The sequence below is a fragment of the Azospirillum sp. SYSU D00513 genome, from assembly GCF_017356015.1.
GTDB lineage: Bacteria > Pseudomonadota > Alphaproteobacteria > Azospirillales > Azospirillaceae > Azospirillum.
Window position 1 is genome coordinate 1 of record NZ_JAFIQV010000008.1, and the last position, 23,793, is coordinate 23,793.

Genomic DNA, 23,793 nt, shown 5'->3' on the forward strand with positions numbered 1-23,793 from the left:
AGATGCCGTAGAAATCGCTGCTTTCGATCGAGCACTCCGCGCCTATGGCCGAGATTACAAGCCAGAAGCCTAATCAAACAGGCTCTGAAGGTAATGACTGGAGACGCTGCTATGACGCTTTCACCCTAACCGCGGGCTGTCCGCCCGGCAAAGCCCGTCTCCGGAAATTCCGCCCGATGGAAAAGCGGTGGTGAGACCCTGGATGCCGGGCCGCTCAGCGGTTGCGCCGGTACCATTCGATCAGCCCGCTGGTGGAGCAGTCATGGGCGCCGGGAGCCGGCCCCTCCTCCAGCTCGGGCAGGATCCGGGCGGCGAGCTGCTTGCCCAGCTCCACCCCCCACTGGTCGAAGGAGTTGATGTTCCAGACGATGCCCTGGACGAAGACCTTGTGCTCGTAGAGCGCGATCAGCGCGCCGAGCGTGGCGGGGTCGAGCTTGCGGAACAGGATGCTGTTGGTCGGCTTGTTGCCGGCGAAGGTCCGGTGGGCGACCAGCGGCTCGATCTCCTCCGCCGGCTTGCCCCCCTTGGCCATCTCGGCGCGGATCTCGTCGGGGGTCTTGCCGCGCATCAGCGCCTCGGGCTGGGCGAAGAAGTTCGAGAGCAGGATGCGGTGATGGTCGCCCATCGGGTTGTGCGTCTCAACCGGGGCCAGGAAGTCGCAGGGGACGATTTCCGTGCCCTGGTGGATGAGCTGGTAGAAGGCGTGCTGGCCGTTGGTGCCGGGCTCGCCGAACACGACCGGGCCGGTGGCGTAGTCCACCGGGTTGCCCTCGCGGTCCACCGACTTGCCGTTGCTCTCCATGTCCAGCTGCTGGAGATAGGCGGGGAAACGGTGCAGATACTGGTCGTAGGGCAGGACGGCGTGCGACTTGGCGCCCCAGAAATCGACGTACCAGACGCCGAGCATGCCCATCAGCGCGGGCATGTTGCGCTCCAGCGGTGCGGTGCGGAAATGCTCGTCCATGGCGTGGGCGCCGGCCAGCAGCTCCTCGAATTTATCGATGCCCACCCCCAGCGCGATCGGCAGGCCGATGGCCGACCAGAGCGAATAGCGGCCGCCGACCCAGTCCCAGAAGCCGAACATGTTCGCCGGGTCGATGCCGAACTTGCGCACCTCCGCCTCGTTGGTGGAGACGGCGACGAAATGCTGCTTGATGAACTCCTCGTCCTCCGCGGCCTCCAGGAACCAGCGGCGGGCGGAATGGGCGTTGGTCAGCGTCTCCTGAGTCGTGAAGGTCTTGGACGCGACGATGAACAGCGTCGTCTCCGGGTCGAGCCATGCCAGCGTCTCGGCGATGTGCGTGCCGTCCACGTTGGAGACGAAATGCAGGTTCAGTTCCGGGTGGAGGTAGGGAGTCAGCGCCTCCGTCACCATCACCGGGCCGAGGTCGGAGCCGCCGATGCCGATGTTCACCACGTCGGTGATGCGCTCGCCCGTGTAGCCGGTCCACACGCCCTCGCGCACGGAATGGGCGAAGGCGCCCATGCGCTCCAGCACGGCGCGCACGTCGGGCATCACGTCGCGTCCGCCGGCCATGACGGGGCGGTCGGAGCGGTTGCGCAGCGCGGTGTGCAGAACGGCGCGCCCCTCCGTCAGGTTGATCGGCTCGCCCGCGAACATGCGGTCGCGCCATCCCTCCAGATCCTGCTGGCGGGCGAGCGCCAGGAGCTGCGCCATCGTCTCGTCCGTGACGCGGTTCTTCGAATAGTCGAAGAGCAGCCCGCAGGCCTCCAGCGAGAAGCGCTGGAAGCGGTCGGGATCGGCGGCGAACAGGTCGCGCATGTGGGTGTCGGACAGGGCTTCGCGGTGGCGGAGCAGGGCTTCCCAGGCGGGCGAACGGGTGAGCGCGGACATTTCTTCTTTGTTCCTCCAGTCACGGCGGCCCGAGCCTAGACGAAAACAGCCGCGCGCGACACGTGCCAAAACGCCCGAAGCGGCTCTGACCAAGGGCCTGTTCCGAAGGGATGAAACGAAGCCGGCTGCCGGGGCGTTGTCGTTGCAGGAACAGGAGGATGCCATGACCAACGACAAGGATCTGCCCCCGCCGTCGCCCGAGCCGACCGAAGAGGAACGGCGCGAGGACGGCGGGTCCGGCCAGATCGGCATCGTGCCGGGCGAGATTCCCGGCCGCCCGGTCAGCCCGAGCGATCCGCGCTTTCCAGGCAGCCAGCCCGATCTCGCCTGAGACGCGGGCCGGCGGCCTCGGCGGAGGTCAGGGCTGGGAGCCCGACGCCTCCAGAAGCGCCGCCAGGAAGGCGGCGGCGTCGCCGTCGGCTTCGGTGAACTCGATGCCGAGGATGCGGTTCTCCGCGTCGATCCGGCGCACATGGCCGGGGAAGAAGGCGACGCCGTGGGTGTGCTCGCTCATGATGCTGACCGTGACGCCGTCCCCGACTTTGATGCCCTCGGCCTCGTCGCGGAGCTGGATGCCGACGCTGCCGGCGGACCAGTCCACGAGGCGGGCCGCATGCCGGCCGACGCTCAACGGGTAGCGGTCGCCGGGGTGGCGCGGGTGGCGGCGGCGGTCGGCCGGCCTTCCGGCCTCCGGTCCGGTCGTCATGGATCCGCTCGTCATGGGTTCGGTCTCTTCGTTCGAGGACTCTCGCGGGGTCATGCCGCCGGCTCCGGAAGGATCAGGTCCCGCGCCCCGCGCAGGTCGGCGTCCTTCAGGTCGGCACCGCGCAGGTCCGCCATCGTCATCTGGGAGTCGGTCAGCGCCGCGCGGCGGAGCGTCGCGTTCTGGAAGTTGGCCTGGGTCAGGTCGGTGTCGCTCATGCGCGCGCCCGTGAAATCGGCCGAGGCGGCGTTCACGCGGGTCAGGCGGGCCTTGTCGAGGTTCGTCGGCCATCCCTGGCCGCTGCGCAGCTCCATCGGCGAGGCGATGGCGTTGGAGAGGTTCGCCTCGTTCAGCGAGGCGCGCTCCAGGCAGGCGCCGCGCAGGTCGGCTCCGGCCATGTGGGCGCCGCGCAGGTCGGCCATCGCGAGGTCCGCCATCGCCAGCACCGTGCCGGCGAGGTTCGCCTTGGTGAAGACGGCCTGCTTGAGGACGGCGGCCGACAGGTTGAGGTTGGCCAGGTTCTGCCCGCTGAGGTCCACCGCCGTCAGGTTCGCGCGCTGCCCCTTGCGGCCGTTGCTGAGAATCCATTCGCGGTGAAGGCGGATGGTCTCGCCGATGACGCCCTCGATGCCGTCCAGCCGGCGCACCATGTCGGCGCCGGTGAGGTTGGCGAGCGACAGGTCCACCTCGTCCAGCAGGGCGCCGAGCAGGCTGGCCTGGGCCAGGTTGGTGCTGCGCAGGACGGCGCGGGTGAGGATCGCCCCGTCCAGCTTGGCGCCGGACAGGTTCGCCTCCGACAGGTCGGCGCCTTCCAGGTTGCAGCCGGTCAGGTCCGACCCGCTGAGGTCCGCCCTCACGAAGACGCTGCCGCGCAGGTCGGTGTCGCGCAGGTCGCTCTGCACGATGAAGGCGTTGGAGAGCTTGGCTTGGCTGAGGTTGGCCTTGGTGAGGGTGGCCTCGGAGAGTTCGACCGAACTGTGGTCCGGCGACATCGGGGTCAGCTCGCCGTTCTTGCTGCGCATCAGGTAGCCGTCGCGCAGGTCCGCTTCGGAGAGGATGGCGCGGGCCAGGGCAGCGCCGCGCAGCACCACGCCGCGCAGGTCGGCCTTCGCGAGGTTGGCCCGGCTGAGGTCCGCCTTGCGCATGTCGGCGCCGAACAGGCAGGCGGCGCGCAGGTCCGCCCCGCTGAGGTCGGCCCCGCTCAGCCGGGCGCCCGTCAGGTCGGCCCCGGCGAGCCTGCGCCGCGCCAGTGACACGTCCGTGAGGTCGTGGAACTTCAGGCTTGCCCTGGCGCCGCCGCGCTGCCCCTGCAGATAGCGCAGGTGCAGATCCAGGACCCGTTCGAGTTCGGGGACCGCCAGCTTCCGGTAATCGATTCCCAGGTCGTCCATGCCGTATCGGCCCGTCATCGGCACGCCACCCGCGGAAAAGCCCCGTTCGTTCCCCCGATCCTATGACGCTTGCGTTAAGCGTTGGTTGTCAGGATCCGATAGTTGGGGGCAGGGGCTTGCGGGGCGGGATCAGCTCCCGCCCTCCACCGTGCGGGTGGCCGTGACGCCCTCGGGCTTGCCGACCAGCACGGTCAGCAGCTTGGCGGGGTCGAGCAGGCGCTTGGCGACGCGCTGGACGTCCTCGCGGGTGACGGCGTTGATGTAGCCGTCGCGCTTGTCGAGATAGTCGATGCCCAGCTCGTCGCGCTTCACCTGGAGCAGGATGCCGGCGATGGCCTGGGTCGAGCCGAACTGGAGCGGGAAGGAGCCGGTGAGGTAGGTCTTGGCATCGGCCAGCTCCTCCTCCGTCACGCCGCCCTCGGCCATGCGCCGCCATTCCTGGCGCATGATGTCCAGCGCCTCGCCGGCCTTGGCGTTCATGGTGGAGCCGCTGGCCAGCACGAGCGCCGTGTGCTCCATCGGGATGAGGTAGCTGTAGACGCCGTAGCTGAGGCCGCGCTTCTCGCGCACCTCCTCCATCAGCCGCGATCCGAAGCCGCCGCCGCCCAGCACGTAGTTCATCACGGTCGCGGCGTACCAGTCGGGGTCGGAGCGCTTGAGGCCCTCCTGGCCCATCAGCATGATCGTCTGGGCGGTCGGGCGCTGGGCGACGAGCGTCTCGCCCAGCCCCTTCGGCGCGACGTCGGCCAGGGGCGCGCCCTCGGACTTGGCGGGCAGCCCGCCGAACATCCGGTCGAGGTCGCGGCCGAGCTGTTCCGGCGTGATGGCGCCGGCCGCCGCCACGACCAGCCGGTCGCGCCCGAGCTGCGTCTTCACGAAGGTGCGCATGTCGTCGGGCGTGATGGCCGGCAGGCTTTCCAGCGTGCCGCGCAGCTCCCGGCCGTAAGCGTGGTCGGGGTAGGCGGTGCTGTAGAAGACGCGCTGCGCCACGAAGTTCGGGTTGCCGAGATCCTGGCGCAGGCTCGCGGTGACGGACGCACGCATGCGGTCCACCGCCTCCTGGTCGAAGCGCGGCTCGGCCATGGCGAGGCGCGCCAGCTCGACGGCCTCCTCGCGGTTGTCCTTCAGCGTGCGCAGGGAGCCCGTGAAGGCGTCGCGCCCGGCGTCGAAGCCCAGCCCGATGGCGCTGTCCTGCAGCTTGGTCTGGAAGGCCTGGCTGTCGTAGGGGCCGGCCCCTTCGTCGAGCGAGCGCGAGACGAGGTTGGCGAGCCCTTCCTTGCCGGCGGGATCGGTGGCCCCGGCCCCCTCGAAGGCCCATTGAATGGCGACGACCGGAACCTTCTGGTCCTCGATCAGCCAGGCCTCGATGCCGCCGGGGCTGACCACCCGCTTGATCTCGATGGCCTGGGCGGGAAGCGCCGCCGAGAGGAGGAAGGCGGCCGCGGCGAAAGCGGCCGTGAAAAGGGCCTTCGGGGCCGTGCGGATCTGCTGCATGGGGTTCATCCTCAGCTCTCCTTGTCCTTGGGCGGCAGCAGGAGGCCGGTGACGTGGTTGTCCTGGCCAAGCACGGCGCGCGCGGCGGCGTTCACCTGCTCGGCGGTGACGGCGTCGATGCGGACGGGCCAGTTCTCGACATCGTCGATGGTCTGGCCGGTCGCGATGGCCGCACCCAGCGCCTGGGCCGGGCCGGTCAGGCTGTCGCGGGCGTAGGCGGCCTCGGCCAGCATGCGCTTCTTGGCGGTCGCGACCTCCTCGGCCGTCACGCCCTGCTCGACGACGCGGCGGATCTGCTCCTCCAGCGCCTGCTCAAGCTTGTCCATGGGGACGCCGGCCGCCGGGGTGGCGCCGGCCACCACCGAGGTGTCGTCCCAGGAGTTGGGGCCGTAGCCGAGATAGGCGGAGGTGGCGACCCGCTGCTCGACCACGAGGTTGCGGTAGAGGCGCGAGGTCGAGCCGCCGCTCATGATCTCCGACAGGACCTGGAGCGCGTAGGCGTGCCCGTCCTTGTCGGTGCGGTAGGAGGGGGCGTGCCAGGCGCGGCGGATGGAGGGCTGGCGCACCTCCTCGTCGGTCAGGATGACGCGGCGGGCGGCGCTGATCGGCGGCTCCTCGACGCGATCGCGCTTGGGCAGCTCGCGGGCCGGGATGACGCCGTAATATTTCGCGGCGAGGGGCCGCAGCTCGTCCACCGTGATGTCGCCGGAGACGACCAGCACGGCGTTGTTGGGCGCGTACCAGGTCTTGTACCAATCCTCGGCCATCTCGCGCGTCAGGCTGCGGATCTCCTGCGGCCAGCCGATGATCGGCGTGCCGTAGGGATGATGGACGTAGAGGGTGGCGTTGAACTGCTCGCCGATGCGGTCGTCCGGCTCGTTCTCCACGCGCTGGCGGCGCTCCTCGACGATCACGTCGCGCTCGGGATAGACGGCCTCGTCGGTGAGCTGGAGGTTCGCCATGCGGTCGGCCTCCATGCGCATGACCAGCTCCAGCCGGTCGCGGGCGACGTTCTGGTAATAGGCCGTGTAGTCCCAGCTCGTGAAGGCGTTGTCGCGCCCGCCATTCTTGGCGACGATCCGGCTGAAGGCGCCGGCGGGGACCTCCTTCGTGCCCTTGAACATCAGATGTTCGAGGAAATGGGCGATGCCGGACTTGCCCCGCTCCTCGTCGGCGGCCCCGGCCTTGTACCAGACCATGTGGGTCACGACCGGAACGCGGGGGTTGTTGATGACCACGACCTCCATCCCGTTCGACAGGGTGAAGGATTCGGGGAAGAAGACCCCCTTTTCCGCCGCGAGGGCGGCGTGTTCCCCGCCGGAGAATCCCGGTGCGGCGAGGACGAGCATCGCCGCGGCGGTGGCGGCGCGGCAGGCCATGCGAAAGCCGGCGATCATGAAACCTCTCGCGAACCAGACAAAGAGAAGGGGCGCCGCCCGGCCGGGAAGCGCCCCTAGAGAGTGGTGCCGCAAGCGCGGCCGGACAATATGACCCCCGGCACAAAAGGCCGGGAGACTCCCGGGCTTAGAACAGGCCTTCCAGCGGAGCCTTGCGGCGGCGCTCGATGGTCGGGACGGCGCCGTCGTTCAGCGCCTTGCCTTCCGCGGCGGCGGCGCGCAGCCGCTCGCGCTCCTTCGCCGGATCGACGATGGAGTGCGGCGGCTCCTGCGTCTGCCAGAAGAGCAGCCGGTCGACCCAGCGCTTGTCGGCGCTGATCAGTGCCGTGGTCTCCTGGTCGACCTTGGCGCGGATGTCCGGGTCGATGCCCTTGGTCGCGGCCTGGGCGACCAGCGCGGACTCGCCGGCGGTGCCGGTCACCGTCCCGCGGGAAGCGCCGCCGAACACCGAGGCCGCCGCCATCTGGGCGGTGTGGGCGTCCTGGGGGCGGGCCGCGCCGGGACGGGGGGCGGGCAGGGACATGCTGGGCGGCATGCTCAACGGCGCGCGCGAGACGACGGTGAACTCGTCCGGGGTGTTCCGGTCGAGGCCGATGGACTGGCGGATGTCCGAGCAGCCGGTCACGGCCAGTGCTGCGAGCGCCAGCCCGGACAGGGGGCCGAGGATCGGGCGCGCGGAGCGGCGCGAGGTCGGAGAAGCGGAGAGAATGTCGATCACGATCTGGTCCCGTCGTCTGTCACAACCGCGCAAGGTCGCTTGTGGATAGCTCTTATAGCGGCTCCGAGGCCAAATTTCTTACGATTTTTCGCGGCTTTCGAACAGGCCGTCGAGCAGCAGCAGAGCCACCCCCACGGTGATCCCGCTGTCGGCCACGTTGAAGGCCCAGAAATGCCAGCCGGCCGCGTGGAAATCGAGGAAGTCCGCCACCGCCCCGAAGCGGATGCGGTCGATGATGTTGCCGATGGCACCGCCGATCACCATGCCCAGCGCCACCGCGATGAAGGGCCGCTCCGCCCGGCGCATCCAGACGAACAGCGCCACGACGATGCCCAGCGCCACCGCGCTCAGCACGTAGGGCATGTAGGCCTCGCCGCTGGCGAAGGTCCCGAAGCTGACGCCGTAGTTCCAGGCCAGCACCAGGTTGAAGAAGGGCGTGACCTCGACCACCCGCGGCACGGGCTGCATGACCACTTCCAGGATCCACCATTTGCTGAGCTGGTCGAGGACGACGACCAGCGCGGCAAGGCCGAGGCCCAGGCCGAGATAGGAGCGGGACGGGTAGGCGGCGTCGGCGTTCATGCGGGCGGGTATCCCAAGGGAAGGGCGGGGCGGAGAGGGCAAGGTGAAGGAGGAGGCGGAGGGGCGGGACGCAGGCGCGCGCCCCGCCCCCGGACATCAGCCGGCCGGGGCGTGGTCCACGGTGTCGGCGCAGCGCTGGCAGAGGGTGGGGTGCTCGGGCACCGTGGTCACCTCCGGCAGCACCTTCCAGCAGCGCTCGCACTTCTCGCCGTCGGCGAGGCCCGGCGCCACCGCGATGCCGGCGACGTCGGGCAGGGTGAAGGCGCCGTCCGGGGCCGGGCTCGCGACGACCTCGATCTGCGAGGTGATGCAGACGTCGGCGAAGTCCACACCGGCCAGCAAGGTCCGGGTCTCCTCGTCCACATGGACCGTCGGCTCGGCCTGGAGGGAGGAGCCGATCCGCTTGTTGGCGCGCTCCAGCTCCAGGGCACCGGTGACGACGCGGCGGACGTCGCGGATCTTCTCCCACTTCGCGGCCAGCGCGTCGTCGCGCCACTCCGCCGGGATCTCCGGGAAGAGGCGCAGATGCACGCTCTCCGCGTCGCCGAGGCCGAGCCCCTGCGGCCGGGCGAGCCAAGCCTCCTCCGCCGTGAAGCAGAGGATCGGGGCGAGCCAGGCGGTCAGGGCGGAGAAGAGATGCTCCATCACCGTGCGGACCGAGCGGCGGCGCACCGAATCCGTGCGGTCGCAGTAGAGGCTGTCCTTGCGGACGTCGAAGTAGAAGGCCGACAGCTCGACCGCGCAGAAGTTATGCAGCGCCACGAACAGGGCGTGGAAGTCGTAGGCCTCGATCTTCTCGCGGACGAGCGTGTCCAGCTGCCACAGCCGGTGCAGGACCCAGCGCTCCAGCTCCGGCATCTCCGACGCGGCGATGCGCTCCTCGACCGAATAGTCGGCGAGCGCGCCCAGCAGGTAGCGCAGGGTGTTGCGCAGGCGGCGGTACAGGTCGGCCTGGGTCTTGATGATCTCCTGGCCGATGCGCAGGTCCTCGGAATAGTCCGAGTTGATGACCCACAGCCGCAGGATGTCCGCGCCGAACTTGTCGCTCACCTCCTGCGGGGCGACGACGTTGCCGAGCGACTTCGACATCTTGCGGCCCTGTTCGTCCAGCACGAAGCCGTGCGTCAGGACGGCGTCGTAGGGCGCCCGGCCGCGCGTGCCGCAGCTTTCCAGCAGCGAGGAGTGGAACCAGCCGCGATGCTGGTCGGAGCCTTCCAGATAGAGGTCGGCCGGCCATTTCAGCTCGGGCCGCTGCTCCAGCACGAAGGCGTGGGTCGATCCGGATTCGAACCAGACGTCCACGATGTCGCGGACCTGCTCGAACTCCTCGGCCCGGTGCTCGTTGCCCAGGAACTCCTGCGGGTCGCGGCTGTACCAGGCGTCGGCGCCGTCCTGCTCGAAGGCGGCGGCGATGCGCTCGAACACGGCGGGGTCGCGCAGGATCTCGCCGGTGCGCTTGCGCACGAACAGCGCGATGGGCACGCCCCAGGCGCGCTGGCGGCTGATGCACCAGTCCGGGCGGCTCTCGATCATCGCGCGGATGCGGTTCTCGCCCTGCTCCGGCACCCAGCGCGTGTCCTCGATGGCCTTCAGCGCGACCTGGCGCAGGTCGTTCGTCTCCATGGAGATGAACCACTGCGGCGTGGTGCGGAAGATCAGCGGGGCCTTGGAACGCCAGCTGTGCGGGTAGCTGTGCTTGATCCGGCCGCGCGCCAGCAGCCCGCCGGCCGCCTGGAAGGCCTCCAGCACCGCGTTGTTGGCGTCGCCGGGCTTGCCCTGCGGCGTGTAGATGGCGCGGCCGGCGAAGAGCGGGACATGGTCGTAGTAGCGGCCGTCCTCGCCGACGAGCTGGTCCACCTCGATGCCGTTGGCCATGCAGAGGTAGAAGTCGTCCTCGCCGTGGCCGGGGGCGATGTGGACGAAGCCCGTGCCGGCGTCGGTCGTGACGAAGTCGCCGGCCAGCAGCGGCACCGCGAAGTCGTAGCCCTGGCCGTTCAGCGGGTGGCGGCAGACCGTGCCGGCCAGCGACGCGCCGGGGAAGCGGGCGACCGCCGTCCATTCGGCGATCTTCGCCTCCTTCTGCACGCTCTCGGCCAGCGCCGGGGTCAGCACCAGCCGCTCGCCGACCCGGGCGAGGCTGCCCTCCTCGACCGCCGTCACCTCATAGACCGCGTACTCGATCTCCGCGCCATAGGCGACGGCGCGGTTGGACGGCAGCGTCCAGGGGGTGGTGGTCCAGATCACCACCGAGGCGCCCTTCAGCTCGGCGACCGGGGACTCGGCGACGGGGAAGCGGGCGAAGACGGTGGTGGAGGTGTGGTCGTGGTACTCGACCTCGGCCTCGGCCAGCGCCGTCTTCTCGACCGTGGACCACATGACCGGCTTGGCGCCCTTGTAGAGGCCGCCGTTCGCCGCGAACTTGTGGATCTCGCGGACGATCTGCGCCTCGGCCGGGAAGGTCATGGTCATGTAGGGCACGCGCCAGTCGCCCTCGACGCCGAGCCGCTTGAACTCCGACGCCTGGACGTTCACCCAGTCCTGAGCGAACTGGCGGCATTCCGCGCGGAACTGCAGGATCGGAACGTCGTCCTTGTCCTTGCCGGCGGCGCGGTACTTCTCCTCGATCTTCCACTCGATCGGCAGGCCGTGGCAGTCCCAGCCGGGGACGTAGTTGGCGTCGTAGCCCTGCATCTGCCGGGTGCGGACGATCACGTCCTTCAGGATCTTGTTGACCGCGTGGCCGATGTGGATGTTGCCGTTGGCGTAGGGCGGGCCGTCGTGCAGCACGAACTTCTCGCGGCCCTTGGAGGCGTCGCGCAGGCGCTTGAACAGGTCCATCTCGGCCCAGCGCTGCAGCAGCTCGGGCTCCTTCGTCGGCAGGCCGCCGCGCATGGGGAAATCGGTGCGCGGCAGGAAGACGGTCGACTTGTAATCGCGGGTCATGACTTGGATGATCCTGAAAGACGGCATCGTCGGAGGCAGCGGTCCGGCCTCGCGAAGGGCAAACGCAAAGAACCCGGCCCTCCTCAGAGAGCCGGGCCGGTAATTCGCCGCGAGACCCACGCCCGCGAGATCCACCCCATGCGCATCATGGCGCGGATATTAGCCGTGTCGGGGGTGGGGTCAAGGCAAACGCTTCAGCCCCGCGGAATGGCGGCGGGCGGGCGGTCACGCGGCCTGCATGGCCTCGGTGTCGCCGATCAGATCCTCGCGGCCCAGGCGTCCATGGTTCACCAGCAGCGTTCGGACGGTCAGTTCCGAAACGCCGAAGCGCTGGGCGGCGTTCTCGACCGCCGCTGCCGAGCGGTCCTCGCCCAGCATCTCCTCCAAAGCCTCGAACGGGCAGAGAAGTTCGGCCGCGAAGGCGCGTTGCAGCTTCTGCCGGTAGGTGTAGGCGGCGGTGGCCGGGAAGAGCGTTCCCGCATCGCCGCTCAGCCGGTCGCCCAGCAGCCGGGCCAGGTCGAAACGCCGGCCGGTTTCGTATTTCGAACGCAGGACGACGGCGCCGGATGTCCGGTCCCGATCCAAGGCGAAGGCGAACCGGAAACTCCCTCCATCCTGCCCCAGGACCGAGCTGGACAGGCCGCACATCGCCGACAGGCGTGCGTTCGGGATCGGATCGCTGCCGAGCTTCTCCTGGACACGAAGAGCCTTCGCCATCTCCGCGCCGCGCCGCCATGCGGGGAGGGCCTCCGTCCGGCGCGGTTTTCCGGCGGTGGACAGGCGAACCGCGTCCGCGGGATGCGCGTCGAAGCCGATCTGCCCGGCCAAATCGATCAGATGCTGCCGGGAGGGCGGCTCGCCCCCCGCATGTTCGGCCGCGATCTCCGCCACCGCTTCCTTGCCGAGCACCGCCGTGTCCGCGACCATGCGCTCGATCAGGGACGGATCCGCCTCGTCGGGATCGAAGCCGAGCATCGCTTCGAAGCGCCGCCAGAGCGCGGCGTCGGGGTCCGCGCGCTCCTCCCGGACCGCGTTCCAGATGCGGTCGAAGTTGGTCTCGGCAACCCCTTCGGCGCGCAACTGCGCCTGGACCTGCCCAAGGAAGCGGTCGAGGGCGGCCTCGAATTCAGCCGCGCCGACCGCGACCGACAGGTCGGCGATGTAGCGCAGGGACGCCGACGGCTCCGCCCTGGTCGGCTTCACGGTCAGGGCGACACGCTCACCGTCCGATGCGATGGTGATGTTCGGCCAGACATACCCTCCGCCGACGGAGGAGAGCCGGTGAGCGAGAGCCCATGCGGGTGCGCCGGATTCCGGCTCCCACCGCAGGCGCCACCAGTTCCAGGCAAGCCACTGCGCCAGCGGATAGGTGGAGACATAGACGGAGGTCCGGATCCGCTTCGCCAGCCGGTCGTCGGCTTCGGTCATCCACGTGGCGCCATGGCGGATGCCCAGGGCGGCGAAGCAGGCTTTCTCTTCCGGCGGACCGGATTGCAGGAATTCCCATTCGGCATCGAATTCCAGAGGGTAGCTCACCGCTTCGCCCATTCCTTCAATACGATGCTCCGGAAGACATCATCCGCTGCCATCGGGTAACCATGATAGGTCCCCTGGTCACGGTTTTCCAGTTGTGCCTCGTAGGGAACGCCGGCCGTCGTGACCGCCCAGACATTCTGCGGCCAGTCGCCGCGCGTCTGGCGGCTGACCATGCCCTTGCGGAAAGCGGCCTTCAAAAGACTCTCGGCTTGCGATTTGCCGAACGGCCCTTCGGCGTCGCAGAGCATCTTGCCCGGACGCGGGTGCGGCAGCGCGCCGAAGCCGTAGTCGCCGGGATGCAGCTTGTGCTCCGGATTGCCCCCGTAGGAGGCGCGGTCGGCCATGGTGTCCAGTTCGGACCGGGGCAAGGCGTCCGGCGCCAGAATCCGGCGGTTGGGATTGAAGACCCCTTCCCGGCGCTTGACGCTCATGATGGACCGCTTGCCCCCGCTCCGTTCCGTTCCGGCCGCGTCCCGCCGGCCGGGCTTCAGCCCATGCTCGACTTGCCGCCGTGGGCGGCGGACCAGTCCACCGGGTTGTGGAGGAACTTCTCCACCTCGGCCAGCGTGTTGGCGTCGAAATACTGGTTGTCGCGGGCGACCTTGAGGACGTCCCACCAGGTGCACAGCTCGTGCAGGCGGACGCCGATGGCCGCCATGCTCTCGCGCGACTGTGGGAAGATGCCGTAGTGGAAGATCACGAAGGTGTCCGTCACCTGGGCGCCGGCGGTGCGCAGCGCGGTGATGAAGTTCTCCTTGCTCTTGCCATCGGTGGCGAGGTCCTCGACCAGCAGGACGCGCTGCCCCTCGGTGAGCACGCCCTCGATCTGGGCGTTGCGGCCGAAGCCCTTGGGCTTCTTGCGGACATACTGCATCGGCAGTTCCAGCCGCTCGGCGATCCAGGCCGCGAAGGGGATGCCCGCCGTCTCGCCGCCGGCCACCGCGTCCACGCTCTCGTAGCCGATCTCGCGCTCGATCGTCGCCACCGCGAAGTCCATCAGGGCCTTGCGCGCGCGCGGGAAGGAGACGATGCGGCGGCAGTCCGTGTAGACCGGGCTCGCCCAGCCCGAGGTGAAGATGAAGGGCGTCTCGGCGTTGAAATGCAGCGCCTTGATCTCGAGAAGGATCTTGGCCGCGGTTTCGGCGATGACCGCCCTGTCGGCGGCGGCGGACGTGCTCATGGCTGGACTCTCACGCAGGGGTCGGCGGTTGGCGCCCTGTGTACCGGCATGGAACGCGATGCGCAATGGTGTGCCGGACGCCGCGAAGTCCCGGTCGGGTTTCAGGAAAGCCCGTGCCGGTTCGCCGGATGGAAGCCATCGTCGAGGATCTGTTCGGCGCTGTAGGGGCAGTCCGCCGGCAGCGTCGCGGGATCGATGCCGTCGAACAGCTCCAGCGCCTTGGCGGCAAGCTTGCGGCCATCCTCCCAGGCATCCGGCAGCAGGTCCGGCAGGCTGCGCCGGATCGTGCCGCTGCGCCGCAGGATGCGTTGGGCGCGGCTGCGCTGCTCGACGACGCTGAGGAGCCAGGAATGGCGTGAATCGGCGGCGGGGGAATGTTCGAGCTTCAGCAGATGCTCGACGATCCGCGCGAGGGCGCTTTCCAGCGCGCAGATTTCGCTGCCGCCCAAGAGTTCGACCTCCTCCGCGAGATGGTCAAGGTCCAGCTCGGTGTTCGCCCGCGCCTCGGCCATCCGGCGCAGGGCCGTCGCCTGGGCCTGGGTCCAGGCGTACCAGTCGGTGTCGTAGAGATGTCCATCGGGCATGGCGGACCCCCGCGGTGGCGCACGGGAAGGATAACGGCGCGGGAGGTTTCCTGTCCATGATGCCCCTCGACCCTTTCCCTTGACCCCGCCGACGCCCCCGGCCATACCGGCGGCGGTTTTGATGGAGGGGGGTCGGGAATGGCGGTGATCGGCAAGCGGCTTGTACCGGGACCTTCCGTGGCGCTCGTGCTGCCCGCGGTCCTGCTGCTCCTGGCGGCCTCGCCGGCGCTGGCGCGGGTGACGGCGACCGGGCCGTTCGGGACCGGGCTGACCGAGCCGGTCTGGGTCCTGGCGCATCTGCTGGGGCTGCTGGCGACCGGTCTCTGGGCAGGGCAGAGCGGCGGGCCGGCGGTGTGGCAGCTGCCGGCGGCGGCGGTCACCGCCCTGCTGGCGGCGGGGATCGCCGCGCAGTTCGGGGTGCGGCTGGCCTACGCCGGGCAGGGGCTCGCCGTCTCGCTCATCGTCATGGGCGCGCTGGTCGCCATGAACCTGAGGGTGCCTCTGGTGGTGTCGGTCCTGGTGGCGGCCGTCGCGGCGGTCTTCCACGGCTACATGCACATGGGCGGGCCGCTCTTCTGGGCGGGCTTCGCGTCGGGAAGCCTCCTGGTGCTGGCCGCCGGGGTCGGGCTCGCCGGCATGCTGGGCATGGCGGTTTCGGCGCGCGCGGTCCAATTTTGTGGCGGTGCGGTAGCAGTCTTCGGCATTCTTGAGTTGACCGACGCCTTTGGCCGCTTGCTGCCTTGAAAAAGGTCGCTTTCTGGTATTTGTAGGACGGGTGCCGGGACGCCGCGTCCGTGCCGGCCCCCCGTCAGAGCAGAGGGTGGACCCGCCGGTGCAGCGTGCAGCAGCCGATACCCGTTCCGCCTTCCCCGTCTCCGCCGCGGCACCGGTCGGGCGACGGCGCCTCCTGGGCCTTGCGGCGGGCGGCGCCCTGCTCGGCGCGCTCGGTCCCGCCGGACGCGCCATGGCGCAGGACGTCCGCTATTTCCGCATCGCCACCGGCACGACCTCCGGCACCTATTTCCCAATGGGCGGGCTGATCGCCAACGCCATCTCCAGCCCGCCCGGTGCGCGCGCCTGCGACCGTGGGGGGAGCTGCGGCGTGCCGGGGCTGATCGCCGTGGCGCAGGCGACCTCCGGCTCGGTCGAGAACATCGAGCTGCTGCGCAACGGCACGGTGGAGGCCTGCCTCTGCCAGGCCGACATCGCCTATTGGGCCTACAACGGCTCCGGCCGCTACGCGAACCGGCCGCCCTTCGAGGGGCTGCGCTCCATCGGCATGCTCTACGCGGAGGCGCTGCACCTCGTGGTCGCCGCCGACAGCGGCATCCACTCGGTCCAGGACCTGAAGGGCCGCATCGTGTCGCTGGGGGAGGAGGGATCCGGCACTCTGGTCGAGGCCCGCCTCGTTCTGGAGGCTTTCGGGGTCCGCGTCGCCGACGTCCAGCCCGTCTATCAGAAGCCCGGCACCTCGGCCGACTGGCTGGGGCAGGGCAAGCTGGAGGCCTTCTTCATGGTCGGCGGCCCGCCGGTCGCCGCCATCGCCGACGTCGCGGCGCGGGTGCCGATCCGGCTCATACCCCTGGATGGGGAGGAGGCCGGGCGGCTGCGCGCCGAGCAGCGCTTCTTCATGGAAACGGTGGTGCCGGCCGGCTCCTACGCCGGTGTGCCGGAGACGCGCACGCTCGGGCTCGGCGCGGAGCTGCTGGTGCGCGCCGACGGCAGTCCCGACCTGATCTTCGGCATCTGCAGCGCCTTGTGGCACGAGAACACCCGCCGCCTGCTGGTCGAGGGCCATCCGAGGGGCCGCAGCATGGACCGGCTGAAGGCGCTGGCCGGCCTGTCGGTGCCGCTCCATCCCGGGGCGGAGCGCTACTACCGCAAGGCCGGGCTGCTGGGCAACGCCGCCAACGAGCCGTCGGCGAACACCGATCCCGGCGGTGAACCGCCGCCTCCGGCCCCCGCGGTGCCCGACGGCAGGCAGACGGGCGAACGCCCGGCGCCGTGAAGCCTGCGTGCAACCGCATGCGGTTGCAAAAGGTCACCGACAAAGCCATTGAACACCACTATCGATTTTGCCGATCCTTAGGATTATGCGCGTATGACCCTGCCGGGGGGCGGCGCCCGACCTGCAGGGGAAATCCTATGGACCAGACGATTCGCATTCTCTCCATCGACGGCGGCGGCATCCGCGGCGTGTATCCCGCACGCATCCTGGCGGAACTGGAAAAACGCGTCGCCGCCATGGGCGGCCCGGAGCATCTCTGCGACGCCTTCCACATCATCGCCGGCACCTCGACCGGCGGCATCCTGGCGACGGGTCTGGCGAAGCCGGACGCGCCGATGACGGCGCAGCAACTGCTGGATTTCTACAGGACCAACGGCGGGGCCATCTTCCCCAACGGCTCGCGCGTCGCGGCGCTGATGGCCGAGGCGAAGCAGGTCGGCGGCCTCGTCGACAAGGCCGTCACCGCCTACAAGGGCGGGCACTGGTGGAACCCGGTCCGCGACGCGCGGATCGCCGGCGCCGTGCACGAGGCGATCGCGCCGACGCTGGACATCTATCACGAGCTGCAGAAGCCGATCTACGACGCCGCCTCGCTGGAGAACCTCCTGCGGAACGTGCTCGGCACCGGCCTGCTGTCGGAGGTCGAGCGCTGCCATCTGCTCGTCACCACCTACGACATGATCCGGCACGACCCGCACCTCTTCAAGAGCTGGCGTGCGCGTGCCGTGGCCGGGCAGGCGCAGCCGGACTTCGCGCTGTGGACGGTGGCGCGGGCGACCTCCGCGGCGCCGGTCTTCTTCCAGCCGGCCTGCGTGTCCAGCGTGCCCTCGGCCGGCGTGCCGGAGACGCGGAGCTACGCCATGGTCGATGGCGGCGTCTTCGCCAACAACCCCGCCATGTGCGCGCTGGCCGAGGCCATGAAGCTCTATCCCGGCGCGCGGATCGCCATGCTGTCGATCGGCACGGGCCAGATCCCCAAGCCGCAGGGCTTCGACCCGAACCAGGTCATGGGCGCCCTCACCTGGGGGCCCAAGCTGCTGGAAGTGCTGATGGACGGCGTCGCGGACGCGGTGGACTACCAGGTCTATGAGATGCTGGAGGAGCAGGACAGTTACCTGCGGCTCCAGGCGCCGCTGCCCGTCACCGGCATCCCGAACCGGGAGATGGACGACCCGTCGCAGGCGAACATCGACGCCCTGGTCGCGCTCGCCGAGACGACCATCGCCGAGAAGGACGCCGAACTGAACCGGATGGCGGCGCTGCTGGCGGCCGAGCGCGGCCCGCTGGCGCGGGGCGTGGCCGAGAAGGTGGCCGAGCCGGCGTGAGGCCGGCCCGGATGACGGAGCCGGCACCCCGGAAGGCCGCCGGCTCCAGCGCTCAGAAGGACTTCTGCAATCCCAGCAGCAGACGGTAGCGCGGCGAGTCCGGCCCGATGCCGACGCCGGCGCCGAAACCGACCGACAGCTTTTCCATCAGTTCGTGCCGGACGCCGGCCTCGACCAGGTTTTCCACGCTGCCGCGCTCCTGCGACTGTTCGCGGATGACGTCCAGCGCCAGGGCCGTTCTGGGAGCCACCGTGAAGTTCACGCCGGCGCCCAGGAAGTAGCGGTTGTCGCGCTGCCCGTCATCGGAGTCGAACAGGTGCAGCAGCCGCGCGTTCAGGTGCAGGCGCGGCCCGGTCGGTGAACCGGTGAGCGGCTGAGTCACCCGCAGCGCCAGGCCGGCCTCGACGGCATCCTCGCTGTAGCCGTAGGGGATGCTCACCAATGGCTCGATCAGGATGCCGGTGCCGCTCCCGCTCTGCGGCAGGACGCTGTATTCGATCTCGAATTCGACCTCGCCGCTCTGGGCGCCGGAGGCGTTGCCGAGGCTGTAGCTGGGGGAGACGCCGAAGGACAGGTTCGGGGCGACGCCCACCTCGATCTCCGGATCGACGGTCAGGAGGTTGCGCGCCCCGCGCTTGCGCTGGTTCTCGTAATAGAAGCGCAGCTTGGTGTCGATGTCGCCCTTCTGGATGGACCCGGCATCCTCGATGGTGACCGGCAGGCCGCCGGACAGCGACAGGTGCTCGTCGCCCTCCGCGGCCCGCGCGGCGGTCGCCGCACACAGCGCGAGCGCCGCCGCCGTCACGAGAACGGCTTCCTTCTTCCCCATATGCTCCTCCCTCCGTCTGGCCCGCCTTCAACAAGACAGCGGGGCGTTTGTGCCCCGCGGGGGGAGGATTGGAGGAACGGGCCTCAGTTCTTGCCGGTCTCCGGCTGGGTCATGCCCTTGCCGTAGCCGGAGACGCGCGCCTCGTTTCCCTTGGCCTTGTTGTCCGACTGATCGGCCGCCGACTCGCGCGCGTTGACCGCGTGGGTGCCCGTGCCGGTCGCCGACGTGTTGCCCTGGGACGAATGGGCGATGGCGTCGGTGTCGATGTTGCGCTTGTTGTCGCTCATGGAGTGCCTCCTTGGCGCGGGGTGTTGAACCCCCCTCAACATCGGCCACCCGGCAGGGTTCCGGCCTTTCGGCTCAGCCCTTGCGCGGCGGTTCGGTGATGTCCCAGGGCTCCGCCAGGGCGGCCTCGGTCCATTCGCGCATGGCCGGCAACTCCCGCACCGCCCGGCAGTAATCGGCGCAGACCGGGTCCAGCGCGACGCCATAGGTGTCGAACCGCGTCACCACCGGCGCGTACATGCAGTCGGCGATGGAGAAGCGGCCGAACAGGAAGGGACCCTCCTGGCCGAAGCGGGCGCGGGCATCGGTCCAGATCCGCGCGATGCGCGCGATGTCGGCCTCGGTCGCGGGGGTGCGGCCCTCGCCCAGGAAGCGGTGCTTCAGGTTCATGGACATGGAACCGCGCAGCGCGGCGAAGCCCGAATGCATCTCCGCCGAGACCGCGCGCGCGACCGCGCGGGCATGGGCGTCGTCGGGCCACAGCCGGGCGTCGGGGAAGGTCTCCGCCAGATACTCGCAGATCGCCAGCGAGTCCCAGACCGTGCGGTCGCCGTGCATGAGCGCCGGCACCTTGCCGGATGGCGAATGCTCCAGGATGCGGGCCGCGGTGTCCGGCTGGCGCAGGGTGATGACGATCTCGTCGAAGGCCTGCCCGGTCTGCTTCAGCGCCAGCCAGGGACGCAGCGACCAGGAGGAGATGGCCTTGTTGCCGATGACGAGGGTGAGGCTGCTCATGACGGGCTCGCGGGCTCAAGGTGGATGGGGAGGGGGAGCATGGCCGGGGACAGACCGGCGCACAAGACCGGTCCTTGCGGTCCTCCCTACCGGCCATCGGGCGCGGCTTATGCCGCATAGCCTCTTTTCAGGCGGGCGGCGGCGCGCCATCCTCTGACCTTCCCGCAAGACCCTGATCCGTGATTTGGAAGGACGCCCGTTTTGCTGCCCACCCTGATCGACACGGCCGCCGCCGACACCGTTCCGCTGACCCCGCTGACCAAGGCCGCGCTGTCCGGCTGGCTGGAGGCGCAGCCCCCCGCCGTCGCGGGCTGGGTGAAGGCGCTGAACTTCTCCGGCGAGGCCGGTGCCACGGCGCTGCTGCCGGACGGAGAGGGTGGCATCGCGCGCGTGCTGGCCGGGGTGTCGGCGCTCGACGAGCTGTGGGGGCTGGCCGGGCTACCGGCGGGCCTGCCGCCGGGAAGCTACCGCCTCGACCCAGCGCCCGGCCTTGAGCCGGACGGCCGGGCGGCGACGCGCCTGGCGCTGGGCTGGGCGCTCGGCAGCTACCGCTTCGGGCGCTACAAGACGTCGGAGAAGGGCTTCGCCGCGCTGGTCTGGCCCGAGGGCGCCGACCGGGCGGAGGTGGAGCGGGCAGCGACCGCCACTTGGCTGGTCCGCGACCTTGTCAACACGCCGGCCTCCGACCTGGGGCCGGAGGAACTGGCCGAGGCCGCCCACGCGCTTGCCTTGGAGTTCGGCGCGGCGTACGAGGTCACGGTCGGGCAGGAGCTGCTTGACCGGAACTATCCCGCCGTCCACGCGGTGGGCCGCGCCAGCCCGCGCGAGCCGAGGCTGGTCGATCTGCGCTGGGGCAACCCGGACCACCCCAAGGTTACCATCGTCGGCAAGGGCGTGTGCTTCGACACGGGCGGGCTCGACATCAAGCCGTCCTCGGGCATGCTGACCATGAAGAAGGACATGGGCGGCGCGGCGCACGCGCTGGGTCTCGCCCGCATGATCATGATGGCGGGGCTGCCGGTGCGGCTGCGCGTGCTGGTGCCGGCGGTGGAAAACGTCATCTCCGGCAACGCCTTCAAGCCGCTCGACGTGCTGAGCACCCGCAAGGGGCTGACGGTCGAGGTCGGCAACACCGACGCCGAGGGCCGCCTGATCCTCTGCGACGCGCTGGCGGAGGCGGATTCGGAGAAGCCGGCGATGATCATCGACTTCGCCACCCTGACCGGTGCCGCGCGCGTGGCGCTGGGGCCGGAGCTGCCGGCGCTCTTCTGCAACGACGAGGCGCTGGCCGCAGAACTGCTGATCGCGGCGGACGCGGAGAACGACCCGATGTGGCGCCTGCCGCTCTGGGCCCCTTACCGCAAGTGGCTGGACAGCAAGGTCGCCGACATGAACAACGTCTCCTCCGGGGCGTTCGCCGGCGCCATCACCGCCGGGCTGTTCCTTCAGGAGTTCGTGTCGAAGGACACGCCCTGGGCGCATCTGGACGTCTTCGCCTGGAATCCCTCGGCCAAGCCCGGCCGCCCGGAAGGCGGCGAGGCGCTGGGCCTGCGCGCTGCCTACGCGCTGATCGCCAAGCGCTACGGGGCCGCCTGAACCTTGCACGCGGGATCGGCCGGATCACCCGCCGATCCCGCGGGACGGGGTAAATTTGTCACCTCTCCGCCGGTCCGAAGGGATGGATTGCCGATTCGGTACGGGGTACAACAAAGGGTGTAATCACCCTGGCCGGCGGAGAGGATCGAGACATGGCGCTGAAGGTTCGTGAGGATTATCGCACCCTCACCGGTCCGGAAAAGGCGGCCATTCTGATGCTCGCCCTGGGCGAGGAGCATTCGGCCAGGCTCTTCGCCATGATGGACGACGAGGAGATCAAGGAGCTGTCCCAGGTCATGGCGAACCTGGGCACGGTGTCGGCCAACCTGATCGAGCGCCTGTTCGTCGAGTTCGCGGAGCAGATGTCGGCGACCGGCTCTCTCGTCGGCTCCTTCGATTCGACCGAGCGGCTGCTGCTGAAGACCCTGCCCAAGGACAAGGTCGACCAGATCATGGAGGAGATCCGTGGTCCGGCCGGCCGCACGATGTGGGACAAGCTCGCCAACGTCAACGAATCGGTCCTTTCCAACTACCTCAAGAACGAATACCCGCAGACCGTCGCGGTCGTGCTGTCGAAGATCCGGCCGGAGCATGCCGGCCGCGTGCTGACCCAGCTTCCGGAAAGCTTCGCGATGGAGGTCATCATGCGCATGCTGCGCATGGAGGCCGTGCAGAAGGAGGTTCTGGACGACGTGGAGCGCACGCTGCGCACCGAGTTCATGACCAACCTCGCCCGCACCAGCCGCCGCGACAGCCACGAGATGCTGGCGGAGATCTTCAACGGGCTGGACCGCACGACCGAGCACCGCTTCATGGCCGCGCTGGAGGAGCGCAACCGCGACAGCGCCGAGCGCATCAAGTCGCTGATGTTCACCTTCGAGGACCTGTCGAAGCTCGACCCCGGCGGCGTCCAGACCATGCTGCGCACGGTGGACAAGCAGAAGCTCGCCACCGCCCTGAAGGGGGCGTCGGAGACCTTGAAGGACCTGTTCTTCTCCAACATGTCCGAACGCGCGGCCAAGATCCTGCGCGAGGACATGGCCGCCATGGGGCCGGTCCGCGTGCGCGAGGTGGACGAGAGCCAGATGTACATGGTCCAGCTCGCCAAGGACCTCGCCGCCCGCGGCGAGATCGTCATCTCCGAGGGCGGCGGCGAGAACGAACTGATCTACTGATGCCCCGGCACCGCGCCCGGCCGGCCCGTTTTTGTGCATTCGCGGTGGTGGAAACTCGATTCGGTTGCGAAACGCTTGCGCGACTCCACCGGCTTGAGTGACACTGGTATGCCCGGTGGCGGGGCCGGGCGTTCATGGCGCGGGGGATCCTATGGCACGGAACATCAAGGCGCTCGGTTTGTGGCGTGCGGCGTTGGTGGAGAGCGTGCGCCAGGACGGACCGGACCTGTCCGCGCGCCAGATGGCGATCATGCTCCAGGTCTACCTCACCGAACCGCCGCACACGGTGCGCGGGCTCGCCTCCTCCCTGAACATTTCCAAGCCGGCGGTGACGCGGGCGCTCGACCGGCTGTCGGTGCTGGGGCTGCTCCGCCGCAAGCGCGACACGGAGGACAAGCGCAACGTCCTGCTCCAGCGCACGGTGAAGGGCAGCGTCTTTCTCAGCGATTTCGCCGAGCTGGTGATCGCCGCGGGCGCCGTCACCGCCGAGGACATGGAGATCGTCCGCGCCGAGGAGGCGCTGGCCGCCAGCGCCAAGGCCCGGCTGGAAGCCGAAATCCACGCCTGACGGGCGTGACCGCACGACATCCCGAAGAGCCGACATGACCGATACGCTCGACCCGCGCCGCAACCCCCTGCGCGCCGACCTCGCCGCATCCCATCTGCGCGGGCGCGTGGACGCCCCCCGCTTCGCCGACGGGGAGCCGCACCGCGTCCGCGCCGGCCATGCCGGGATGCGTGCCGACCCCACGGCCACGCGCCTGACCAGCGAACTGGTCTTCGGGGAGACCTTCACCGTCTACGACCGCCGCGACGGCTGGGCCTGGGGCCAGAACGGCACGGATGGCTATGTCGGCTGGGTGCGGGAGGAGGCGCTGCGCCCCGGCGCACTGGACCCGACCCATGTCGTGACCGACCTGCGCGGATTCGTCTTCCCCGAGCCGGACCTGAAGGGTGTGCCGCTGGAGGCATTGCCGCTCGGTGCCCGCGTCCGGGTGGCGGATGAGGTGAAGGGCTACATGGCGCTGGCCGACGGCGGCTGGATCTACGCCAAGCACTTGTCCCCGCTCGGCTGGGCGGAGCCGGACCATGTTCGCACCGCCGAGCGGTTGCTCGGCGTGCCCTATCTGTGGGGCGGCCGGTCCACTTGGGGGATCGACTGCTCCGGGCTCGCGCAGCTCGCGCTGGCCTGCGCCGGCATCCCGTGCCCGCGCGATTCCGACATGCAGCGGGAAGAGGTCGGGGAGCTGGTCTCCCGCGACGGACGGGACTGCGACTACCGGCGCGGCGACCTCGTCTTCTTCCCCGGCCATGTCGGGATCATGCTGGACGCCGCACGCCTGCTGCACGCCACCGCCTTCACCATGACCGTCACGGTCGAGCCACTTGAGGACGTGACCTTGCGGGTGGACCCCACCCGCGCCGGCGGCATCCTGGCCGTCCGGCGGGTGGGATAA

Annotated in this window: 23 protein-coding genes; 8 read left to right on the top strand and 15 right to left on the bottom strand. The window is 69.7% G+C overall.

Annotation, left to right across the window (positions count from 1 at the left end; translation table 11 throughout):
• Nucleotides 1–214: 214 nt before the first annotated feature.
• Nucleotides 215–1,855, bottom strand: a complete 1,641-nt coding sequence (gene pgi / locus JUB11_RS07975) for a glucose-6-phosphate isomerase (protein ID WP_207457994.1) — start codon at nucleotides 1,853–1,855, stop codon at nucleotides 215–217.
• A gap of 163 nt (nucleotides 1,856–2,018) precedes the next feature.
• On the opposite strand from pgi, the gene JUB11_RS07980 reads away from it, so the two are divergent.
• Nucleotides 2,019–2,186: a hypothetical protein gene (locus JUB11_RS07980; protein ID WP_207457995.1), complete on the top strand. Its 168-nt coding sequence runs from the start codon at nucleotides 2,019–2,021 to the stop codon at nucleotides 2,184–2,186.
• Nucleotides 2,187–2,213: 27 nt separating this feature from the next.
• On the opposite strand, the gene JUB11_RS07985 is transcribed toward JUB11_RS07980, so the two are convergent.
• The 11 genes from JUB11_RS07985 to JUB11_RS08035 form a co-directional block, all read right to left on the bottom strand.
• Nucleotides 2,214–2,576: a PilZ domain-containing protein gene (locus tag JUB11_RS07985; protein ID WP_207457996.1), complete on the bottom strand. Its 363-nt coding sequence runs from the start codon at nucleotides 2,574–2,576 to the stop codon at nucleotides 2,214–2,216.
• 35 nt (nucleotides 2,577–2,611) lie between these two features.
• Nucleotides 2,612–3,967: a pentapeptide repeat-containing protein gene (locus tag JUB11_RS07990; RefSeq protein ID WP_207457997.1), complete on the bottom strand. Its 1,356-nt coding sequence runs from the start codon at nucleotides 3,965–3,967 to the stop codon at nucleotides 2,612–2,614.
• A gap of 111 nt (nucleotides 3,968–4,078) precedes the next feature.
• The gene (locus tag JUB11_RS07995; RefSeq protein ID WP_348771384.1) at nucleotides 4,079–5,452 is read right to left on the bottom strand and encodes a pitrilysin family protein; all 1,374 of its coding nucleotides are present in this window, start codon (nucleotides 5,450–5,452) and stop codon (nucleotides 4,079–4,081) included.
• A gap of 2 nt (nucleotides 5,453–5,454) precedes the next feature.
• Nucleotides 5,455–6,840 (bottom strand): pitrilysin family protein, encoded by a 1,386-nt coding sequence (locus JUB11_RS08000; RefSeq protein WP_207457998.1) that lies wholly within the window; start codon nucleotides 6,838–6,840, stop codon nucleotides 5,455–5,457.
• A gap of 127 nt (nucleotides 6,841–6,967) precedes the next feature.
• Nucleotides 6,968–7,558 carry a DUF3035 domain-containing protein gene (locus JUB11_RS08005; protein WP_348771385.1) on the bottom strand — a complete coding sequence of 197 codons (591 nt, stop codon included), beginning with the start codon at nucleotides 7,556–7,558 and terminating at the stop codon, nucleotides 6,968–6,970.
• Nucleotides 7,559–7,636: 78 nt separating this feature from the next.
• Nucleotides 7,637–8,140 carry a signal peptidase II gene (gene lspA / locus JUB11_RS08010; protein WP_207457999.1) on the bottom strand — a complete coding sequence of 168 codons (504 nt, stop codon included), beginning with the start codon at nucleotides 8,138–8,140 and terminating at the stop codon, nucleotides 7,637–7,639.
• A 96-nt stretch (nucleotides 8,141–8,236) separates the two neighbouring features.
• A complete protein-coding gene (ileS, locus tag JUB11_RS08015) occupies nucleotides 8,237–11,083 on the bottom strand; it encodes an isoleucine--tRNA ligase (RefSeq protein WP_207458000.1) in 2,847 nt (948 codons plus the stop codon).
• Between the two features lie 225 nt (nucleotides 11,084–11,308).
• On the bottom strand, nucleotides 11,309–12,619 hold the full coding sequence (locus JUB11_RS08020; RefSeq protein ID WP_207458001.1) for a hypothetical protein: 1,311 nt from the start codon (nucleotides 12,617–12,619) through the stop codon (nucleotides 11,309–11,311).
• Nucleotides 12,616–13,050, bottom strand: coding sequence for a hypothetical protein (locus JUB11_RS08025; RefSeq protein WP_207458002.1), 435 nt, complete (start codon nucleotides 13,048–13,050; stop codon nucleotides 12,616–12,618). Before JUB11_RS08025 ends, JUB11_RS08020 begins: the two co-directional genes overlap by 4 nt.
• Nucleotides 13,051–13,106: 56 nt before the next feature.
• Nucleotides 13,107–13,799 carry an orotate phosphoribosyltransferase gene (locus JUB11_RS08030; RefSeq protein WP_207458003.1) on the bottom strand — a complete coding sequence of 231 codons (693 nt, stop codon included), beginning with the start codon at nucleotides 13,797–13,799 and terminating at the stop codon, nucleotides 13,107–13,109.
• A gap of 101 nt (nucleotides 13,800–13,900) precedes the next feature.
• Nucleotides 13,901–14,383: a DUF29 domain-containing protein gene (locus tag JUB11_RS08035; RefSeq protein ID WP_207458004.1), complete on the bottom strand. Its 483-nt coding sequence runs from the start codon at nucleotides 14,381–14,383 to the stop codon at nucleotides 13,901–13,903.
• 138 nt (nucleotides 14,384–14,521) lie between these two features.
• Between JUB11_RS08035 and JUB11_RS08040 the strand changes: the two genes are divergently transcribed.
• From JUB11_RS08040 to JUB11_RS08050, 3 genes are all read left to right on the top strand, one after another.
• Entirely contained in the window at nucleotides 14,522–15,127 is a 606-nt protein-coding gene (locus JUB11_RS08040; RefSeq protein WP_207458005.1) for a HupE/UreJ family protein, read from the top strand.
• Nucleotides 15,128–15,215: 88 nt separating this feature from the next.
• Complete coding sequence (locus JUB11_RS08045) at nucleotides 15,216–16,391, top strand: TAXI family TRAP transporter solute-binding subunit (RefSeq protein WP_348771386.1); 1,176 nt, start codon at nucleotides 15,216–15,218, stop codon at nucleotides 16,389–16,391.
• A gap of 137 nt (nucleotides 16,392–16,528) precedes the next feature.
• A complete protein-coding gene (locus tag JUB11_RS08050) occupies nucleotides 16,529–17,716 on the top strand; it encodes a patatin-like phospholipase family protein (protein WP_207458006.1) in 1,188 nt (395 codons plus the stop codon).
• A 52-nt stretch (nucleotides 17,717–17,768) separates the two neighbouring features.
• Here JUB11_RS08050 and JUB11_RS08055 read toward each other — a convergent pair whose 3' ends face one another.
• The 3 genes from JUB11_RS08055 to JUB11_RS08065 form a co-directional block, all read right to left on the bottom strand.
• Nucleotides 17,769–18,545: a hypothetical protein gene (locus JUB11_RS08055; RefSeq protein ID WP_247886921.1), complete on the bottom strand. Its 777-nt coding sequence runs from the start codon at nucleotides 18,543–18,545 to the stop codon at nucleotides 17,769–17,771.
• A gap of 83 nt (nucleotides 18,546–18,628) precedes the next feature.
• Nucleotides 18,629–18,832 (bottom strand): hypothetical protein, encoded by a 204-nt coding sequence (locus JUB11_RS08060; protein ID WP_207458007.1) that lies wholly within the window; start codon nucleotides 18,830–18,832, stop codon nucleotides 18,629–18,631.
• Nucleotides 18,833–18,905: 73 nt separating this feature from the next.
• Nucleotides 18,906–19,565 (bottom strand): glutathione S-transferase family protein, encoded by a 660-nt coding sequence (locus JUB11_RS08065; RefSeq protein ID WP_207458008.1) that lies wholly within the window; start codon nucleotides 19,563–19,565, stop codon nucleotides 18,906–18,908.
• A gap of 201 nt (nucleotides 19,566–19,766) precedes the next feature.
• On the opposite strand from JUB11_RS08065, the gene JUB11_RS08070 reads away from it, so the two are divergent.
• The 4 genes from JUB11_RS08070 to JUB11_RS08085 all read left to right on the top strand — a co-directional run bounded on the left by JUB11_RS08070 (nucleotide 19,767) and on the right by JUB11_RS08085 (nucleotide 23,793).
• Nucleotides 19,767–21,161, top strand: coding sequence for a leucyl aminopeptidase family protein (locus tag JUB11_RS08070; RefSeq protein WP_207458009.1), 1,395 nt, complete (start codon nucleotides 19,767–19,769; stop codon nucleotides 21,159–21,161).
• Nucleotides 21,162–21,313: 152 nt separating this feature from the next.
• Entirely contained in the window at nucleotides 21,314–22,336 is a 1,023-nt protein-coding gene (gene fliG / locus JUB11_RS08075; protein WP_207458010.1) for a flagellar motor switch protein FliG, read from the top strand.
• A 151-nt stretch (nucleotides 22,337–22,487) separates the two neighbouring features.
• The gene (locus JUB11_RS08080) at nucleotides 22,488–22,904 is read left to right on the top strand and encodes a MarR family transcriptional regulator (protein ID WP_207458011.1); all 417 of its coding nucleotides are present in this window, start codon (nucleotides 22,488–22,490) and stop codon (nucleotides 22,902–22,904) included.
• 34 nt (nucleotides 22,905–22,938) lie between these two features.
• A complete protein-coding gene (locus tag JUB11_RS08085; RefSeq protein ID WP_207458012.1) occupies nucleotides 22,939–23,793 on the top strand; it encodes a C40 family peptidase in 855 nt (284 codons plus the stop codon).

Excerpts from the sequence above, each read along its gene's own strand:
- JUB11_RS08035 (WP_207458004.1), bottom strand. The coding sequence starts at position 14,383 with ATGCCCGATGGACATCTCTACGACACCGACTGGTACGCCTGGACCCAG.
- JUB11_RS08055 (WP_247886921.1), bottom strand. The coding sequence starts at position 18,545 with ATGGGGAAGAAGGAAGCCGTTCTCGTGACGGCGGCGGCGCTCGCGCTG.
- ileS (WP_207458000.1), bottom strand. The coding sequence starts at position 11,083 with ATGACCCGCGATTACAAGTCGACCGTCTTCCTGCCGCGCACCGATTTC.
- JUB11_RS08085 (WP_207458012.1), top strand. The coding sequence starts at position 22,939 with ATGACCGATACGCTCGACCCGCGCCGCAACCCCCTGCGCGCCGACCTC.
- JUB11_RS07990 (WP_207457997.1), bottom strand. The coding sequence starts at position 3,967 with ATGACGGGCCGATACGGCATGGACGACCTGGGAATCGATTACCGGAAG.
- JUB11_RS07980 (WP_207457995.1), top strand. The coding sequence starts at position 2,019 with ATGACCAACGACAAGGATCTGCCCCCGCCGTCGCCCGAGCCGACCGAA.
- pgi (WP_207457994.1), bottom strand. The coding sequence starts at position 1,855 with ATGTCCGCGCTCACCCGTTCGCCCGCCTGGGAAGCCCTGCTCCGCCAC.
- JUB11_RS08000 (WP_207457998.1), bottom strand. The coding sequence starts at position 6,840 with ATGATCGCCGGCTTTCGCATGGCCTGCCGCGCCGCCACCGCCGCGGCG.
- fliG (WP_207458010.1), top strand. The coding sequence starts at position 21,314 with ATGGCGCTGAAGGTTCGTGAGGATTATCGCACCCTCACCGGTCCGGAA.
- JUB11_RS07995 (WP_348771384.1), bottom strand. The coding sequence starts at position 5,452 with ATGAACCCCATGCAGCAGATCCGCACGGCCCCGAAGGCCCTTTTCACG.
- JUB11_RS08065 (WP_207458008.1), bottom strand. The coding sequence starts at position 19,565 with ATGAGCAGCCTCACCCTCGTCATCGGCAACAAGGCCATCTCCTCCTGG.
- JUB11_RS07985 (WP_207457996.1), bottom strand. The coding sequence starts at position 2,576 with ATGACGAGCGGATCCATGACGACCGGACCGGAGGCCGGAAGGCCGGCC.
- lspA (WP_207457999.1), bottom strand. The coding sequence starts at position 8,140 with ATGAACGCCGACGCCGCCTACCCGTCCCGCTCCTATCTCGGCCTGGGC.
- JUB11_RS08025 (WP_207458002.1), bottom strand. The coding sequence starts at position 13,050 with ATGAGCGTCAAGCGCCGGGAAGGGGTCTTCAATCCCAACCGCCGGATT.
- JUB11_RS08050 (WP_207458006.1), top strand. The coding sequence starts at position 16,529 with ATGGACCAGACGATTCGCATTCTCTCCATCGACGGCGGCGGCATCCGC.
- JUB11_RS08080 (WP_207458011.1), top strand. The coding sequence starts at position 22,488 with ATGGCACGGAACATCAAGGCGCTCGGTTTGTGGCGTGCGGCGTTGGTG.
- JUB11_RS08030 (WP_207458003.1), bottom strand. The coding sequence starts at position 13,799 with ATGAGCACGTCCGCCGCCGCCGACAGGGCGGTCATCGCCGAAACCGCG.
- JUB11_RS08060 (WP_207458007.1), bottom strand. The coding sequence starts at position 18,832 with ATGAGCGACAACAAGCGCAACATCGACACCGACGCCATCGCCCATTCG.
- JUB11_RS08040 (WP_207458005.1), top strand. The coding sequence starts at position 14,522 with ATGGCGGTGATCGGCAAGCGGCTTGTACCGGGACCTTCCGTGGCGCTC.